This window comes from Pseudomonas sp. S2_B10, from assembly GCF_054668425.1.
On the sequence record NZ_CP162768.1, the window covers coordinates 3,272,263 to 3,286,833 of the forward strand.

General features: G+C 57.4%; 15 protein-coding genes, 1 tRNA gene and 1 pseudogene. 13 read left to right on the top strand and 4 right to left on the bottom strand.

What is annotated here, in order from left to right; translation table 11 throughout:
- The first annotated feature begins 8 nt into the window (after positions 1-8).
- The 9 genes from AB4O45_RS14680 to AB4O45_RS14720 all read left to right on the top strand — a co-directional run bounded on the left by AB4O45_RS14680 (position 9) and on the right by AB4O45_RS14720 (position 9,880).
- On the top strand, positions 9-2,921 hold the full coding sequence (locus AB4O45_RS14680; RefSeq protein WP_460160233.1) for an aminotransferase: 2,913 nt from the start codon (positions 9-11) through the stop codon (positions 2,919-2,921).
- A gap of 304 nt (positions 2,922-3,225) precedes the next feature.
- Complete coding sequence (gene aguB, locus AB4O45_RS14685; RefSeq protein ID WP_460160234.1) at positions 3,226-4,104, top strand: N-carbamoylputrescine amidase; 879 nt, start codon at positions 3,226-3,228, stop codon at positions 4,102-4,104.
- Positions 4,104-5,210 (top strand): agmatine deiminase, encoded by a 1,107-nt coding sequence (aguA, locus tag AB4O45_RS14690; RefSeq protein ID WP_460160235.1) that lies wholly within the window; start codon positions 4,104-4,106, stop codon positions 5,208-5,210. The genes aguB and aguA overlap by 1 nt, the downstream gene beginning before the upstream one ends.
- Positions 5,211-5,455: 245 nt before the next feature.
- Positions 5,456-5,668, top strand: coding sequence for a hypothetical protein (locus tag AB4O45_RS14695; RefSeq protein ID WP_150637940.1), 213 nt, complete (start codon positions 5,456-5,458; stop codon positions 5,666-5,668).
- Between the two features lie 463 nt (positions 5,669-6,131).
- Positions 6,132-7,436 carry an OprD family porin gene (locus AB4O45_RS14700; protein WP_056787155.1) on the top strand — a complete coding sequence of 435 codons (1,305 nt, stop codon included), beginning with the start codon at positions 6,132-6,134 and terminating at the stop codon, positions 7,434-7,436.
- A 231-nt stretch (positions 7,437-7,667) separates the two neighbouring features.
- Entirely contained in the window at positions 7,668-8,414 is a 747-nt protein-coding gene (locus AB4O45_RS14705) for a 2OG-Fe dioxygenase family protein (RefSeq protein WP_041477502.1), read from the top strand.
- 79 nt (positions 8,415-8,493) lie between these two features.
- Entirely contained in the window at positions 8,494-8,871 is a 378-nt protein-coding gene (locus AB4O45_RS14710) for a GNAT family N-acetyltransferase (RefSeq protein ID WP_008080517.1), read from the top strand.
- Positions 8,868-9,584: an AzlC family ABC transporter permease gene (locus tag AB4O45_RS14715; protein ID WP_016772152.1), complete on the top strand. Its 717-nt coding sequence runs from the start codon at positions 8,868-8,870 to the stop codon at positions 9,582-9,584. Before AB4O45_RS14710 ends, AB4O45_RS14715 begins: the two co-directional genes overlap by 4 nt.
- Complete coding sequence (locus tag AB4O45_RS14720; RefSeq protein WP_041477503.1) at positions 9,563-9,880, top strand: AzlD domain-containing protein; 318 nt, start codon at positions 9,563-9,565, stop codon at positions 9,878-9,880. The genes AB4O45_RS14715 and AB4O45_RS14720 overlap by 22 nt, the downstream gene beginning before the upstream one ends.
- Here AB4O45_RS14720 and AB4O45_RS14725 read toward each other — a convergent pair.
- On the bottom strand, positions 9,797-10,723 hold the full coding sequence (locus AB4O45_RS14725; protein WP_460160236.1) for a LysR family transcriptional regulator: 927 nt from the start codon (positions 10,721-10,723) through the stop codon (positions 9,797-9,799). The two genes, AB4O45_RS14720 and AB4O45_RS14725, sit on opposite strands and share 84 nt — an antisense overlap.
- A 468-nt stretch (positions 10,724-11,191) precedes the next feature.
- Between AB4O45_RS14725 and AB4O45_RS14730 the strand changes: the two genes are divergently transcribed.
- From AB4O45_RS14730 to AB4O45_RS14740, 3 genes are all read left to right on the top strand, one after another.
- The gene (locus AB4O45_RS14730; protein ID WP_056787159.1) at positions 11,192-11,482 is read left to right on the top strand and encodes a type II toxin-antitoxin system RelB/DinJ family antitoxin; all 291 of its coding nucleotides are present in this window, start codon (positions 11,192-11,194) and stop codon (positions 11,480-11,482) included.
- 219 nt (positions 11,483-11,701) lie between these two features.
- Positions 11,702-12,109, top strand: a complete 408-nt coding sequence (locus AB4O45_RS14735; protein ID WP_056787162.1) for an MbcA/ParS/Xre antitoxin family protein — start codon at positions 11,702-11,704, stop codon at positions 12,107-12,109.
- Positions 12,106-12,786, top strand: a complete 681-nt coding sequence (locus tag AB4O45_RS14740) for an RES family NAD+ phosphorylase (protein WP_353188688.1) — start codon at positions 12,106-12,108, stop codon at positions 12,784-12,786. The genes AB4O45_RS14735 and AB4O45_RS14740 overlap by 4 nt, the downstream gene beginning before the upstream one ends.
- Here the strand turns inward: AB4O45_RS14740 and AB4O45_RS14745 are convergent.
- Both AB4O45_RS14745 and AB4O45_RS14750 read right to left on the bottom strand, forming a co-directional pair.
- Positions 12,777-13,574 carry a lipopolysaccharide biosynthesis protein gene (locus AB4O45_RS14745; protein WP_460160237.1) on the bottom strand — a complete coding sequence of 266 codons (798 nt, stop codon included), beginning with the start codon at positions 13,572-13,574 and terminating at the stop codon, positions 12,777-12,779. The genes AB4O45_RS14740 and AB4O45_RS14745 overlap by 10 nt on opposite strands.
- 333 nt (positions 13,575-13,907) lie before the next feature.
- Positions 13,908-14,003, bottom strand: coding sequence for a DUF3077 domain-containing protein (locus AB4O45_RS14750; protein WP_374046343.1), 96 nt, complete (start codon positions 14,001-14,003; stop codon positions 13,908-13,910).
- Between AB4O45_RS14750 and AB4O45_RS14755 the strand changes: the two are divergent.
- Positions 13,972-14,073: pseudogene (locus AB4O45_RS14755) on the top strand (helix-turn-helix domain-containing protein); the annotation flags it as partial. The gene AB4O45_RS14750 and the pseudogene AB4O45_RS14755 sit on opposite strands and share 32 nt — an antisense overlap.
- 85 nt (positions 14,074-14,158) lie before the next feature.
- On the opposite strand, the gene AB4O45_RS14760 reads toward AB4O45_RS14755, so the two are convergent.
- A tRNA-Thr gene (locus tag AB4O45_RS14760) sits at positions 14,159-14,234 on the bottom strand.
- Positions 14,235-14,571 lie beyond the last annotated feature (337 nt).

Genomic DNA, 14,571 nt, shown 5'->3' on the forward strand with positions numbered 1-14,571 from the left:
GTCGTTTCATGCCGCTCGCCACGTTGATTCATCGCGCCAGTTTGCCCGGTCCGCAGGTTTCAGAGGCGCAGGCGCTGCAATGGCTGGCCGAATATTACGGACTTGGCGGCACTTTGCAGGCACTGGGCAGCCAGCAGGATCTGAATTACCGCGTCGACAGCGCAAATGGGCGCTTAGTGTTGAAAGTCTGTCGTGGCGACTACGCTCTTGTGGAGCTGCAAGCCCAGCACGCAGGCCTCAATTATCTGGCCGAGCACTCGGCGATCAAGGTGCCGCGCGTCATTGCAGCCAATAACGGTGCAGATCTGTTGTCGTTGCAAGCCAATGGCGAAACGGTGCATGTGCGGTTGTTGGAGTACATCGACGGGCAGCCGTTGACCGATTTCGATCATCTTGGCCAGGACGTGGTTGCCGGGTTTGGCCGACTCTGTGGCGAGATGGATCTGGCGTTGGCAGGCTTCGATCACCCCGGCCTTGAACGCACCTTGCAGTGGGACGCGCGTCACGCCAACGCTTTGATCAGTCATCTGTTGCCGGTGATCTCGGACGTGCAGCAGCGTGCGGTGATCAGCGCTGCCGCCGAGCAGGCCGAGCGCCGTTTGCAGCCGCTGCTGGACAAGCTGCCGGTGCAGGCGATTCACATGGATATCACCGATGACAACGTCGTCTGGGCGCGTGATGCCCAGCGGCATTGGCAATTGCAGGGGGTGATCGACTTCGGTGATCTGGTGCGCACCTGGCGCATCACTGATTTGTCCGTGACCTGTGCGGCTTTGCTGCATCACGCCGATGGCGATCCGTTTGTCATCCTGCCGGCGGTCAAGGCGTATCACGCGGTCAATCCGTTGCAGTACGCAGAACTGCAAGCGCTGTGGCCCTTGATCGTGGCGCGGGCGGCGGTGCTGGTGCTCAGTGGCGAGCAACAGGTGAGCATCGATCCCGCCAATACTTATAGCCGCGACAATCTCAGCCACGAGTGGGAAATCTTCCGCGTCGCGACCTCGGTGCCACTGGAGCTGATGGAAGCGGCGATTCTCACCGCCGTGGGACAGACCGTGCCGGAGGCTGAAAACACAGAATTTGCACCATTGTTGCCCGGGCTGGTCGGGCGTGAATTTGCGCTGATCGATCTGGGCGTGTTGAGTCCGCATTTCGAAGCGGGCAATTGGGAGCAGCCGGGCATTGATCAGCGCTTGCTGACAGAAGCAGCAGCGGTCCATGGGCTGGCGGCGACGCGTTATGGCCAGTACCGCTTGTCACGCACCCGCCCGGACAGTGCGACTGAACCGGATACGTTCCCGTTGCATGTTGAATTGCGTGTGCCGACCGGAAGCGAGGTGCAAGCACCGTTCCCCGGCGTTCTGAATCAAGCGGCAAACGGGGCGCTGCAACTCGATGGCCCGCAGTTCAGCGTTCGCCTGTGGGGCGTGACGCCAGTTCTTGGCCATGACGCGGCACTGGATCGAGGCCAGAAGCTCGGTACGGTCACGGGCCCGCTGCTAGTGCAGATGTGCCGGGGAGCAGAACTCGACGCGCCGCTGTTCTGCACGCCGTCCCGTGCATCCGCATGGCAGGCGGTGTGCCCGTCACCGGCGACTTTGCTCGGGCTGGCCTGCGACGCCGAGCCTGAGCTGGACGCGCAAACCCTGCTCGAACGCCGCGATGCCAGTTTCGCCCGCACGCAAAAACACTATTACGTTGACCCGCCACGTATTGAACGCGGCTGGCGCAATCACCTGATCGACATGCACGGCCGATCCTATCTGGACATGCTCAACAACGTCGCGGTTCTCGGCCATGGTCACCCTCGGATGGCGGCGGTCGCGGCGCGGCAGTGGTCGTTGCTCAATACCAATTCGCGCTTCAACTATGCGGCGGTCGCCGAGTTCTCCGAGCGCTTGCTGAAGCTGGCGCCGAAGGGCATGGATCGCGTGTTCCTGGTCAACAGCGGCAGCGAGGCCAATGACCTGGCGATTCGTCTGGCCTGGGCCTACAGCGGCGGGCGCGACATGATCAGCGTGCTCGAGGCGTATCACGGCTGGACGATCGGTGCCGATGCGGTATCGACGTCGATTGCCGACAACCCGAGGGCGCTGGAAAGTCGCCCGGACTGGGTGCATCCGGTGCCGGCGCCGAACACTTATCGGGGCGAATTCCGTGGCGCGGATTCGGCGCCGGATTACGTGCGCAGCGTCGAACATCACCTGCAAAAACTGGCCGAGCAAAAGCGGCAACTGGCCGGTTTCATCTGCGAGCCGGTCTACGGTAATGCCGGGGGTATTTCTTTACCGCCGGGCTATCTGCCGCAGGTGTATGAAAAGGTCCGCGCGCAGGGCGGGGTGTGTATCGCTGACGAAGTGCAGGTCGGTTACGGGCGCATGGGCCATTTCTTCTGGGGCTTCGAAGAGCAGGGCGTGGTGCCGGACATCATCACCATGGCCAAAGGCATGGGTAACGGCCAGCCACTTGGCGCGGTGATCACCCGCCGGGAAATCGCCGAGGCGCTGGAGGCCGAAGGTTATTTCTTCTCGTCGGCGGGCGGCAGTCCGGTCAGTTGCCAGATCGGCATGGCGGTGCTGGATGTGATGGAGGAGGAAAAGCTCTGGGAAAACGCCCAGGTCGTCGGCGGTTACTTCAAGGCGCGCCTGGAAGCGTTAATCGATAAACATCCGCTGGTCGGCGCGGTGCACGGCTCCGGGTTTTATCTGGGGCTGGAGCTGATCCGCAATCGGCAGACGCTGGAACCGGCAACCGCCGAGACAGCGTTGCTGTGTGACCGCCTGCGCGAGTTGGGGATCTTCATGCAGCCGACGGGCGATGACTTGAACATCCTCAAGATCAAGCCACCGATGGTGACGTCGCGCCAGAGCGTGGATTTCTTCGTCGAAATGCTGGATCGGGTGTTGAGCGAAGGCCTGTAAGCAAGGCACATCCCCTGTGGGAGCGAGCCTGCTCGCGAAAGCTGTGTATCAGTCGCCACATGCGGTGACTGACACAGCGCATTCGCGAGCAGGCTCGCTCCCACATTTTTTTCGCTTTTAAGTTCGATTTGTATCGATTTAATTAGCGTTCAAACGAAGAAATTACTGATTTACAGCTTTTAAAGCCGATATTTATCGGTTATAAATTCGCCATTGCTCCGGCATGGCGATCTCTTGTCCGGTGCGCGCGTTTTCTTTTCGGTTGAATTCTTCGACCGTCAAAGCACTAGCCCGGAGATGATTCATGAGCCGTATCGTTACCGTCGCCGCCACGCAGATGGCCTGTTCGTGGGACCTGGAAGCCAACCTCGAAACCGCTGAAAGACTGGTCCGTGAAGCCGCCGGCAAAGGCGCGCAGATCATCCTCATCCAGGAACTGTTCGAGGCACCGTATTTCTGCCAGAAGCCGAATCCGGATTACCTGCAACTGGCAACGACGGTTGAAGAGAACGTGGCCATCAAGCATTTCCAGAAAATCGCCAAAGAGTTGCAAGTAGTACTGCCGATCAGCTTCTACGAACTGGCCGGGCGTGCGCGGTTTAACAGCATCGCGATCATCGATGCTGACGGCAGCAACCTCGGGATTTATCGCAAAAGCCACATCCCCGACGGCCCCGGCTACCACGAGAAGTATTACTTCAACCCGGGCGACACCGGTTTCAAGGTGTGGAACACCCGTTATGCGAAAATCGGCGTCGGCATCTGCTGGGACCAGTGGTTCCCGGAAGCGGCGCGCAGCATGGCCCTGCAAGGCGCGGAAATTCTCTTTTATCCAACCGCGATCGGCAGCGAGCCGCACGACAAGACCATTTCTTCGCGCGATCACTGGCAGCGGGTGCAGCAGGGCCATGCCGGCGCCAATCTGATGCCGTTGATCGCCAGCAACCGCATCGGCAACGAAGAACAGGACGGCTACGACATCACCTTCTATGGCTCTTCGTTCATCGCCAACCAGTTCGGCGAAAAAGTGCAGGAGCTGAATAAAACCGAAGAAGGTATTCTTGTGCACACGTTCAACCTCGACGAGCTGGAACATATTCGCAGCGCGTGGGGTTCATTCCGCGACCGCCGGCCGAATCTGTACGGCGCGTTGAAAACCCTCGACGGTTCCCTGGAGTCCTGATGACCACATTGAAAAGTACCCCGCGCGCCGACGGCTTCTACATGCCGGCCGAGTGGGCGCCACAAACCCAGACCTGGATGATCTGGCCCGAGCGCCCGGACAACTGGCGTCTGGGTGGCAAACCGGCGCAGGCCGCGCACGCCACAGTGGCCAAAGCCATCGCCCGCTTCGAGCCGGTGACCGTTGCCGTCTCCGCCGGCCAATACGAAAACGCCCGCGCGCGCCTCGATGTGCCGAATATCCGCGTGGTGGAAATGTCCAGCGACGATGCCTGGGTTCGTGACAGCGGCCCGACCTTCGTTATCAATAACCATGGCGAAGTGCGCGGTGTGAACTGGGATTTCAACGCCTGGGGCGGTTTCGATGGCGGCCTGTATGCACCGTGGAACCGTGATTCGCAGGTCGGCGGCAAGATCCTCGAGATCGAGCGCAGCCCGCGCTACCGCACCGAAGGTTTCGTGCTCGAAGGCGGCTCGATTCATGTCGACAGCGAAGGCACGCTGATCACCACCGAAGAATGCCTGCTCAACCGCAATCGCAACCCGCACCTGACCCGAGAAGAAATCGAAGCCGTACTCAGCGACAACCTGTCTGTGGACAAGATCATCTGGTTGCCGGATGGCTTGTTCAACGATGAAACCGACGGCCATGTGGATAACTTCTGCTGCTACGTGCGTCCGGGCGAAGTGCTGCTGGCGTGGACCGATGATCCGCAGGATCCGAACTACCCGCGCTGCCAGGCCGCGATGCAAGTGCTGCAAAGCAGCACCGACGCCAAGGGCCGCCCGTTCACGGTGCACAAAATGCCGATTCCGGGGCCGCTGTACGCGACCGAAGAAGAGTGTGCCGGCGTCGATGCGGTGGACGGTTCGCAGGAGCGCAACCCTTCCGTGCGCCTGGCCGGCTCCTACGTGAACTTCCTGATCGTCAACGGTGGCATCATCGCGCCGAGCTTCGACGACCCGATGGATGCCCCGGCCAGGGAAATCCTGCAGAAGCTGTTCCCGCAGCACGAAGTGGTGATGGTGCCGGGCCGTGAACTGTTACTGGGTGGCGGCAATATTCACTGCCTTACCCAACAGCAGCCAGCGCCGCACAAAGAGTGAGTTGAGTCGTAACAGCTTGAGTTGATTAACAAATCAGCCAGGCAATGATTAGCTCGCTCAGCATGAAAGCAAGCCCGCGGCCCGTCAGGACCGCGGGCTTGTTTGTATCCGCCGGTCGACATTCGAGTCGCCTTGGCATAGCTCTTGTATTGCTCCTGATGCACTAGGGAGGGAGGGGAACTTCAACAGTTCTGTCACAAACCTTGGATAACGTAGCCGCTCATGAACGGGGAGAGAGCGCTGAAATGAACGCGGAAGTGAACGTAGTCAGCGAGCGGACTGTGCATCCCATGGCCGTCAACGGCGAATCGCTCCAGCTTGTCGCGCACTGGTTGAAGTCCAATGGAACGCGTCAGATCAGAGAACCTGATCCGCGCCGGATGATGATCGAGCGTTACCCCGCTGGCCTGTTCAGCGAGGCCGAGCTGGAAGCCTTGTGGGATGTGATGGAAGGATAGGAACAACAGGGATTGGTCAAAAAGCGCTGCCGGGATGGCGGCGCTTTTTTTGGCCTGATTTTTATCCACAGGCATTCAAAAGTGGGAGCGAGCCTGCTCGCGAAGGCGTCAGCACTGCCAATGACTTTGTTAACTGATCCAGCGCTTCCAGAGCAGGCTTGCTCCCACAGTTCAGAACTCCCTGTTTAATCCGTTTTTTCTGCAACAGCCCAGCAAAAAAAATACGTTTCTTAGACGTTTTTCGCCTATTTAAAGACGATTCTTGAAATTGACACACAGTTCAGGGCGCGGCTACGATTCGGCCCAACGCCTGTGGCTAACCGCCATGACTCAAAATAAGGAGCAGGCCCGCCAGGACGTTACGTCGGCGGGCTTTTTTGTTTCGGGGTGAATACAAGAGTGCAGAAAGCGCCGTTTCAGCCGTTCGACACAGCGCGTTTCAACCCGTAATAAGGAAAACAAAATGTTGAACAAGCGAATCAGTCTGATCGCACTGGGGATGTTGAGTGCTACACAGGCCATGGCTAACGACCAGGCCGAATCCAAGGGTTTCGTTGAAGACAGCAGCCTTAAAGTGCTGTTGCGCAACGCCTACATCAATCGTGATTACAAAGACGGTAACAAGGACAAGGCCGAATGGGGCCAAGCGGCCATCGGTACGTTCTCGTCGGGCTTCACCCAAGGCACCGTCGGTGTCGGTGTGGACGCTTTCGGTCTGTACGCATTGCGCCTGGACGGCGGCAAGGGCCGTAGCGGCGCTGGCGGCATCGACTTCTTCAAACAGGAAAATGACGGTCGTGCGAACCACGACATCGCCAAGGGCGGTGCTGCGGTCAAGTTTCGTGTATCCAACACCGTGTTGACCTATGGCGACCAGATGCCGGCCCTGCCGGTGCTGAGCTACGACAACGTGCGTCTGCTGCCGGAAAGCTATACCGGTACGTTGATCACTTCCCGTGAAATCCAAGGCCTGGAATTGAACGCCGGTCGCTTCACCGCCGAATCGCGCAAGAGCGATGAAGGCCGTGACAGCGGCGGTCTGAAGTCGATCAACGTGTTGGGCGGCAGCTATCAGTTCACCGAACACTTCAAAGGCGCGCTCTATGCGTCCGACGTTGAAGACGTCTTGAAGAAACAGTACGTGAACGCCAACTATGTGATTCCGTTCAACAAGGATCAGTCGCTGACCCTGGATTTCAACGGTTATCGCACCAAGCTGGACAGCTCGTACGTACGCGAAAACACCGTGCCGGGCGAAAGCATCGTCACCGGTCGCGACAACAAGATCTGGAGCCTGGCAGCCACCTTCGCCACCGGCCCGCACTCGTTCACCGTGGCGCATCAGCGTTCTACTGGCGACAGCAACCTCGGTTACGCCTATGGTGGCTACCAGAAAGATCAGGGCCGTGTTGGCGACGGTGGTAACTCCATCTATCTGGCCAACTCCTACTGGTCCGACTTCAACGCCGAAGACGAGCGCAGCTGGCAGCTGGGTTACGGCCTGGACTTCGGTTCGTTCGGCGTTCCGGGTCTGAGCTACAACTTCGCTTACGTGCGCGGCGACAACATCACCACGTCCACCAGCGAAGGCGGCACCGAGCGCGAAATCTTCAACCAGTTCAAGTACGTCGTGCAGAGTGGCCCGGCCAAAGACCTGAGCGTGAAGCTGCGCAGCTCGATCCTGCGGGTATCGCAGAAATCCAGCGAGTACAACGTCAGCGGTAACGAGCTGCGTGTATTCGTGGACTATCCGATCAACATCTTCTGATGATCGATCCGCTGTAAGAAAAATGAGAAAACCCCGATTCGTTCGGGGTTTTTTTTCGCCGGTTTTTCAGCGAAAACCGCAAATAACCGGTGTTCTTGTCATATAAAAGTCGTTTTTCAAGCGCTGCAGATTCCGTTTCAAGCAGTGCTTCAAATGCCTGAAATTCTTTCTCATGGACGCAAATTCTCCACCCAATAGATTAGGGCGTTCAACGCAGCGGAGAATTTGGTAATGATCGTTTTGAACAGAGAAGTGGGCGAATCGCTACGGCGCGACAAGTTTGTCAACGTCCAGGGTGGTGACTTCAATCTCTACGGTCATTTTGCCGACTTCGTCAGACTGACCAAAAGTTGGGAAAACATGGAGCCTGACAGCTATTACGGTCAGGCCGAAGCCGGCATGCGTTATCGTCGTTACAGCGACTTTGAATACAACCCGAAAACCCGCGAACTCAAGCAACTTGAGCATCGCGCCTACGTGCAATCGAAAGAGAACAACGCTTACGTCGGTGGCGTGGTACGGCACTTTCAGGACTTTTCCGAAGAAGTGATCTCTTCCCCGGTGATGCGCAGCCTGATCGACACCGATTTCGAAGTGTACAAAAGTGTCCTGCCGGAAGAGTTGCACGATGAAATCTGGCAGTGCCAGATCCATCAGATCCGCATCGAGATCAAACCCGGCAAACAGCTGGAAATCACTCCTGAAGGTATTCATTGCGACGGCTATCCGTTCAGCGGTGTGCACTTCTGGGGCCGCAGTAACGTAGAGGGTGCCGAGAGTCGACTGTACGACATCCACGAGCATCAGCTGGCGGCGACCACCTACGAGGAAATTCTCGATACCACCTTCTTCCTCGATCGCGACATGCGCCACTACGTGACCCCGGCGCGCAATACCCACACCCATGCCATGGCATACCGGCAGATTCTGGCGATTTCCTTCTCGCGGCCCGGGACCGCTTTCGACATTGTTCGCTAATCAGATCACCCCAATCGACGGCGTCGAGTGCTCGACGCCAGTGGTACTGCGCCGCGCCACCGCCAAGGATGCGCAACGCATGGAGCGCTTCTTCCGCCAGTTCGACGAAGTGTCGTTCTGCGAATGGCAGGACGCCAAATGCCTGCGCGGCGTGTTGATCCAGAAAACCACCACGGCGTATCTGGCGTTCGATGTGGCTGGCGAGATCGTCGGCGCGGTGCTCGGCGGCATGCTCGGCAGTCGCGGCACGATCAATCATCTGGCCGTGAGCCCGCGCTACCGCAGCCAGGGCGTGGGCCAGCGTCTGGTTGAAGCAGCGTCGTCCGACATGAAACGGGTCGGGGTGCTGCGGATGTTTCTGTTCGTCGACGATGCTAACCTCGCGGGCAAGCGATTCTGGACTGCCCAGGGTTTTTGCGAGCCTCACGGCGAACGAACATTTGAGAGGGATCTATGAATGAAAGGTCCGGCAGCGCGCCGCTGATGGCGACTCATCAGCCGTCGCGCACGTTTGCCGAAGCCAGCCCGGTGGTCGCCGGGTATTTCACCGTGTCGTTTGTCTTCGGGCTGATGGCGGTCAACGCCGGCCTGCCGATGTGGCTGCCAGTAGCGATGTGCTTGTTTGTCTATGCCGGCGCCTCGCAGTTCGCCGCGCTGGCGCTGATCTCCAGCGGCGCATCGCTGACCACCATTGTGCTGACCACTTTCCTGATCAATGCGCGGCACATGCTGATGTCGGTGTACATGGCCAAGGCCCTGCGCGCCCTTGGCTTGAGCCGCATGGAGCGTTGGGCTTACGCCGGTGGCCTGACGGATGAATCCTTCGCCTTTCATAGCGTCAAGCTTGGCACGGGCGCACCGGTCAATGTGCGTTACCTGATCGGCTTCAACCTGTTCTGCCACACCTCGTGGGTGCTCGGCGGTTTGCTCGGTGCGGTCTGCGCGCAGTACGCGGCGCACTTGATCAAATATCAGCTCGACTACGCGCTGACGGCGATGATGCTCTACGTGCTGGTCTCGCTGTGCAACACGCGCAACAAACTGATCGCCGCCGCTGCCGCCGTGGTCTGCATGGGTGCGCTGAGCCTGATCGGCAGTTCGCCCTTCAACGTATTTATCGCCACGTTTGTGGGCTGCGGAGTGGGTGTATGCCTGACCAAACGTTCCTGATTCTGGTGGTGGTGCTGATGATGGCCGTGACCTTCCTGCCACGCGCCTTGCCGCTGCAGATCAACACCGACCACTGGCCGCCCTTCGTGGCGCGGGCGCTGGAATATCTGCCGGTGGCGATCGTCGCTGCGATCAGCCTCACACCCCTGTTGATCAAGGATCGGCAGATCCAGCTCGATCGCCCGGAATTCTATGCCGCGATTCCGACGTTGCTATGTGCGTATTTCAGCAAAAACCTCTTTCTCAGTGTGGCGGTGGGGACGGCTGCGTACATTGCGCTCGGCTCGTTCATGTAGCGGCAGATCAACGACGTCGTTCAGCGCCTGGTGCGACAGCTCCGGATTGTTTACCGCCAGGCGCACTTCGAGGAAATCCTCGAAACCGGGAAAAATCGTCAGACCGTTCTTCTGCGCCGCTTCACGCGAGACCATGCCGACCGCATCCATCTGCGTGATCAACGACAGCGTCAGGGTTTCGCTGCAGGAATAGACCATGCGCTGGCCGTTCTCGTGATTGCCCAGCCCGGCGTCGAGAAACCGCAAGAAGCTGTGGGAATACGGACAATCTTCCGCAGGACGCACCTGAAACTTGTTGCCCAGCAAGGTCAGCGGATCGTTTTCCTGACCGCAATGCGCACCGACCACCTGCACCTGCACCTCTGGCAGCACGATGCTCGGCAGCCCCGGCCGCTGCGGGCCGATCAGCACGGCAAGGTCGAAATCTTCGTTCCTCAGCTTGCTGAGGTTTTCCATCGACTCGGCGTAGCTGAATTCCATCTGGTAATCGGGAAACACCTCAATCAGGCGTCTGATCATGCGTCGGTTGAAATCAGGCGACAGGGTGTTGTTCAACGCCACCTTCAACGTGCGCTGCCCGGGCACCTTCAGCGCCTCGACCTTTTCTTCCATCTGTCGCGTGGCGATCAACACTTTGTCGATGTAAGGCGTGAGCTCCGTACCTTGCGGCGTCAGCGTCAGGCCCTTGTTGGAGCGGCGAAACAAGCGGAAACCGAACTGCTCTTCGACCTTGTTCAACTGTGCGGCCAACGCCTGCACGGTCAGGCACGAATGCTCGGCTGCGGCCGACAACGAGCCGGTCTGCACGATGCGCATGAGGTTGCGTAAGGTTCTGCTATCCATGGGTAATGCCCTCTGAAGTGGGCTGGGTATTGTTGTTTACGAAACGACCGAAACGGCGCCATATGCCGGCTATATTCCTGCACCTGAGCATAGTTGTCGCGGATTTAGTAGCGAATTGATTTCCCCGCCGATGGCTGGAGGCTGACAGAGGATCGGGGTTTTTGGTGAAGTGGGGGTGATGAAGGTCAAAAAAGTGCGTGGTTTTGGTGCGCGGGGAGATTTTTTTCGAAGAGAAACAGCTTACATCTTCCTAGCTTTTTGCCTGCGTCATACGCAGATAGGTCTCAGGTAAAGTAACGATTCAGCTGATAGCGCCCAACAGTCAAAGGAGTTGAAATGGATGTCTGGCATGCGAGCCATGGTGGTAGATAACCACCTATCAACTTCGCATTGACCCACAAAGATCACTCCGAACACAACGCAGAGGTAGCGCTGATGTAGCTACAAAACCACGATGAGGTAATTGAAATGGCTGCACTACTGAAAACTACCGATGTGCGCTGCCGCATTGATGAGGATTTGAAAGCGCGTGCCACTGAAGTCTTGAACGCTTGCGGGCTGAGCATTAGCGACGCCATGCGACTTTTTCTGCGACAGGTTGTTGCTACTCAGGGGCTTCCCTTCGAGGTGCGAGTTCCATCGGAGAAGACGGCCCGCGCAATGATGGAAGCACGAGAAATCCGTCAGCGTTTCGACTCGATAGACGACATGCTAAGGAATGCTGATGGCGAAACAGGAGAAAACGCAAAAACGCGCTGATCGGCCTAAACAGTGTGCACAGACTTCTGAATTCAAGAAGTCTTGGGATCGTTTAGGGAGTCATTCAGAACTGTTTAAATAGCGCAGAAAAACATAAGCCGGCTTAACTCCGGCTTCTGAGCGTTTGAATATTACGATTCGTTCATTTGTGTATCAAAACGCTAAAAAATTACAGTTATGTACTAGTCTTCAGCTAAGACAAAAAATCAGGAGGCGTCTATGCCTACCTCATCCCCAGCTCTCACCCCACGCGAACAACTCGACGCCCCCGAAGCCGGCCGCGTTGCGCTGAAGTTCTTCTTCAACCTCATGGAGCACTGGGGGTGCAACGCCGAGCAACAACGCACCCTGCTCGGAGGAGTCGGCAACACCACGTTCTATAAATACAAACACCTGCCAAACATACGCCTGCCCCATGACACCCTTGAGCGCATCTCTTACCTGATGGGTATTCACAAGGCGTTGAGCATCATCTTCAGCAATAGTCGCGAGCGCGCCTACAAGTGGGTTAGCAGCCCGAACAACGCGGCACCGTTCAATGGCAAAACCGCGCTGGATTACATGCTGGCGGGCCGGGTGGTCGATATCGCCGATGTACGCCGCTACCTCGACGGAGTGCGCGGTTGAAAGCGCCGGCGCCGGTGGATGTGCCATGGCCGCGGGCGTATCGCATCGTCAACAGCAGCTTCCCGCCGATTGCGCTGTTCGAAGACGTCCTCGACCCCGAGGACCTCGAAGTTGCCTACGCCATCGAAGCGCTGACCAATGATCGCCTGATCGAACAGGCCGGCGTCCTTGCCCGCGTACGTCCCGAAGATCGTCTGTCCGGCCCCGGTTCCAGCCCGGTGATGGCCGCGTTCACTCACGTCGGCAAACGCAGCCGTTTCAGTGACGGCACCTTCGGCGTCTATTACGCCGCCAGCAGCCAGGCTGCGGCCATCGCCGAAACCTGTTTTCACCAGGAACGTTTTCTTGCCGCGACCCGGGAAGCCGATCTCGAATTGACCATGCGTACCTATATCAATCAGGTGACCAAGCCGCTGCATGATGTCCGCCATGGCTTTGATCACTTGCATCAGCCTGATCCTGAAGCCTATGGCCCATCACAGCTGTTCGCGCGGCAACTGCGCGACGCCGAGTCGTGGGGCTTGCTCTATAACAGCGTGAGGTTGCCTGGGCATGAATGCGTTGCAGCGTTCCGCCCGCCTGCGGTTTCGATTCCGAAGCAGGGCAAGCATTTGCGCTATGTCTGGAGCGCAAGTGAGGGCAGGATTTCGTTTGTGTTCGAGGTCAGTCAGGTCTGAATTATCGCTTTGACTTTGTCGAGTGTTGTGACAGGAATGACGCTGGATGGAATTCGCGAAGAGGGCGACAAGTTGTAAACGGCAAACTCTTTGCCGACGACTTTGTCGGACATGAGTTTCAGAGATGGAAGTATTCTGGAATGAAAATGCTGATCCAGACCGCACGGCGAGATAGAGCTTCCATCAGTCTCGTAAAAGCGCCCCGCGGACTGGTTCATATCCGCTCCCACCAAAATCACCTTTGAAAAGCCTGCGTGATAGGCAAGTTGGAGTGCGAGATACAAGACTGTGCGGGCATCAAAAAAACCATGGGCCAGGTTTTTGCTGAACCCGATACTGCGGTTTCGACTACCCCAAACAGCTCGATTACGTACCAGATCCTGGTTGTTGCGCAGTAGCCATTCAGTCAAGGTTGGTTTGGGCGCTTTCTTGAGCAAATAGAGATCACCTGTCGGTTCAACAATCAGTTCCTGAGCCTGGTTAGCCCACACAGCTACACGCTGACTAGTGCGCATCGCATAGGCAAACAGTTCAGGTTGTTGTAGCGAAAAACTGGTATCGGTGCATGCGTAGAAGAACGGCTTTATGCCTGTTCCCATGAACATGGATATCGCGCCGTTCACCGTGATCATCGGGATGTCGGCAAACTGTTCAATGGGAAAATCTTTCGCGGAGCTGCCCGAAACGATGATGAATGCAGCGCCGTGAGCGATATTTCGGCAGTCAGCAAAGTCCCTGACGTGGAGGGGAAGTGGGGAGGCATTTGGCGTTCTTGATGTCGAGTTCATCGATGGTCTCTAGGTCCATGTCATGCGTTCAGTCCGTTGTGCTGACGTGATGAAGCGAGATGACTCTTCCACAGCGCCGCGCTTTGTAAGTGAGTGTTGCGCTCGGCGTTAGTTCCCAGTTGGCTGCTGGGCAGCCCATGCGTTGGCCAAGAACGCTCCAGTGGCTGGCGGGTTATCTGGATAGATGCAGGAGGGAAGTCGGATATGTCCCCGCACCAAGGGACCTTGAGGAAGGCCGGCATGTTTTCGGCAGGCCTGAAATGCAAAAAGCCCTCGCATCAAGGAGGGCTTCGAATGGCGGTTTGCATCGATGCCTTTCTGGTGGCGAATCCATTACTTCACCACATCATCGATCAATGCCTTGCTTAGCTCGTGCAGATACTGCGAGGCATAAGCGCGGACTTTGCAGGATTGGGAGCAGGGGCGCAGGCAACCGACGGGTGCAGCGCAGACTCTCTTGCGGGTCGCAAGTCAGCATCCTGAGGCGTTGCGGGATTTGCATCCTGCCCGATCCCCATTTTGGACGTCTTGGCTGACTCAGAAACAACAAAGCCCCTGCATTTCTGCAGGGGCTTTGTTTTGTATGGTGCCGGCACCAGGAGTCGAACCCGGGACCTACTGATTACAAGTCAGTTGCTCTACCAACTGAGCTATACCGGCGTGTGGGCGACGATTATAGCGATTGGGTAGATCCTGTAAACCCCTGAATTCAGACTATTTTTGCATTCCGGAAAAATCAGGCCCAGCGCAAATTTATGCGCTGCTTTTGTACCTCGCGCGTAGTAAGACATTTATACAGGGCGTACGGGTCAGCTTCGGCTTTCATGACCCCACAATTATTCACTCGGCTAGCCCAATATTCGTCGGTTATGTCGTTTTGATTGGCAGCTTATGCACAACTGAGGGGCGCGGATACTGGCTTATGCGAGGTGTTGTGAACCCATTCTCATCTTGTTCGCAAATCCCTGTTTTACAGGTTTTTTATTCATGTGAACAA

What these genes read in the sequence shown, in the direction of transcription:
- AB4O45_RS14680 (WP_460160233.1), top strand. Translation starts at nt 9, where the DNA reads ATGCCGCTCGCCACGTTGATTCATCGCGCCAGTTTGCCCGGTCCGCAG.
- aguB (WP_460160234.1), top strand. Translation starts at nt 3,226, where the DNA reads ATGAGCCGTATCGTTACCGTCGCCGCCACGCAGATGGCCTGTTCGTGG.
- aguA (WP_460160235.1), top strand. Translation starts at nt 4,104, where the DNA reads ATGACCACATTGAAAAGTACCCCGCGCGCCGACGGCTTCTACATGCCG.
- AB4O45_RS14695 (WP_150637940.1), top strand. Translation starts at nt 5,456, where the DNA reads ATGAACGCGGAAGTGAACGTAGTCAGCGAGCGGACTGTGCATCCCATG.
- AB4O45_RS14700 (WP_056787155.1), top strand. Translation starts at nt 6,132, where the DNA reads ATGTTGAACAAGCGAATCAGTCTGATCGCACTGGGGATGTTGAGTGCT.
- AB4O45_RS14705 (WP_041477502.1), top strand. Translation starts at nt 7,668, where the DNA reads ATGATCGTTTTGAACAGAGAAGTGGGCGAATCGCTACGGCGCGACAAG.
- AB4O45_RS14710 (WP_008080517.1), top strand. Translation starts at nt 8,494, where the DNA reads ATGGAGCGCTTCTTCCGCCAGTTCGACGAAGTGTCGTTCTGCGAATGG.
- AB4O45_RS14715 (WP_016772152.1), top strand. Translation starts at nt 8,868, where the DNA reads ATGAATGAAAGGTCCGGCAGCGCGCCGCTGATGGCGACTCATCAGCCG.
- AB4O45_RS14720 (WP_041477503.1), top strand. Translation starts at nt 9,563, where the DNA reads ATGCCTGACCAAACGTTCCTGATTCTGGTGGTGGTGCTGATGATGGCC.
- AB4O45_RS14725 (WP_460160236.1), bottom strand. Translation starts at nt 10,723, where the DNA reads ATGGATAGCAGAACCTTACGCAACCTCATGCGCATCGTGCAGACCGGC.
- AB4O45_RS14730 (WP_056787159.1), top strand. Translation starts at nt 11,192, where the DNA reads ATGGCTGCACTACTGAAAACTACCGATGTGCGCTGCCGCATTGATGAG.
- AB4O45_RS14735 (WP_056787162.1), top strand. Translation starts at nt 11,702, where the DNA reads ATGCCTACCTCATCCCCAGCTCTCACCCCACGCGAACAACTCGACGCC.
- AB4O45_RS14745 (WP_460160237.1), bottom strand. Translation starts at nt 13,574, where the DNA reads ATGAACTCGACATCAAGAACGCCAAATGCCTCCCCACTTCCCCTCCAC.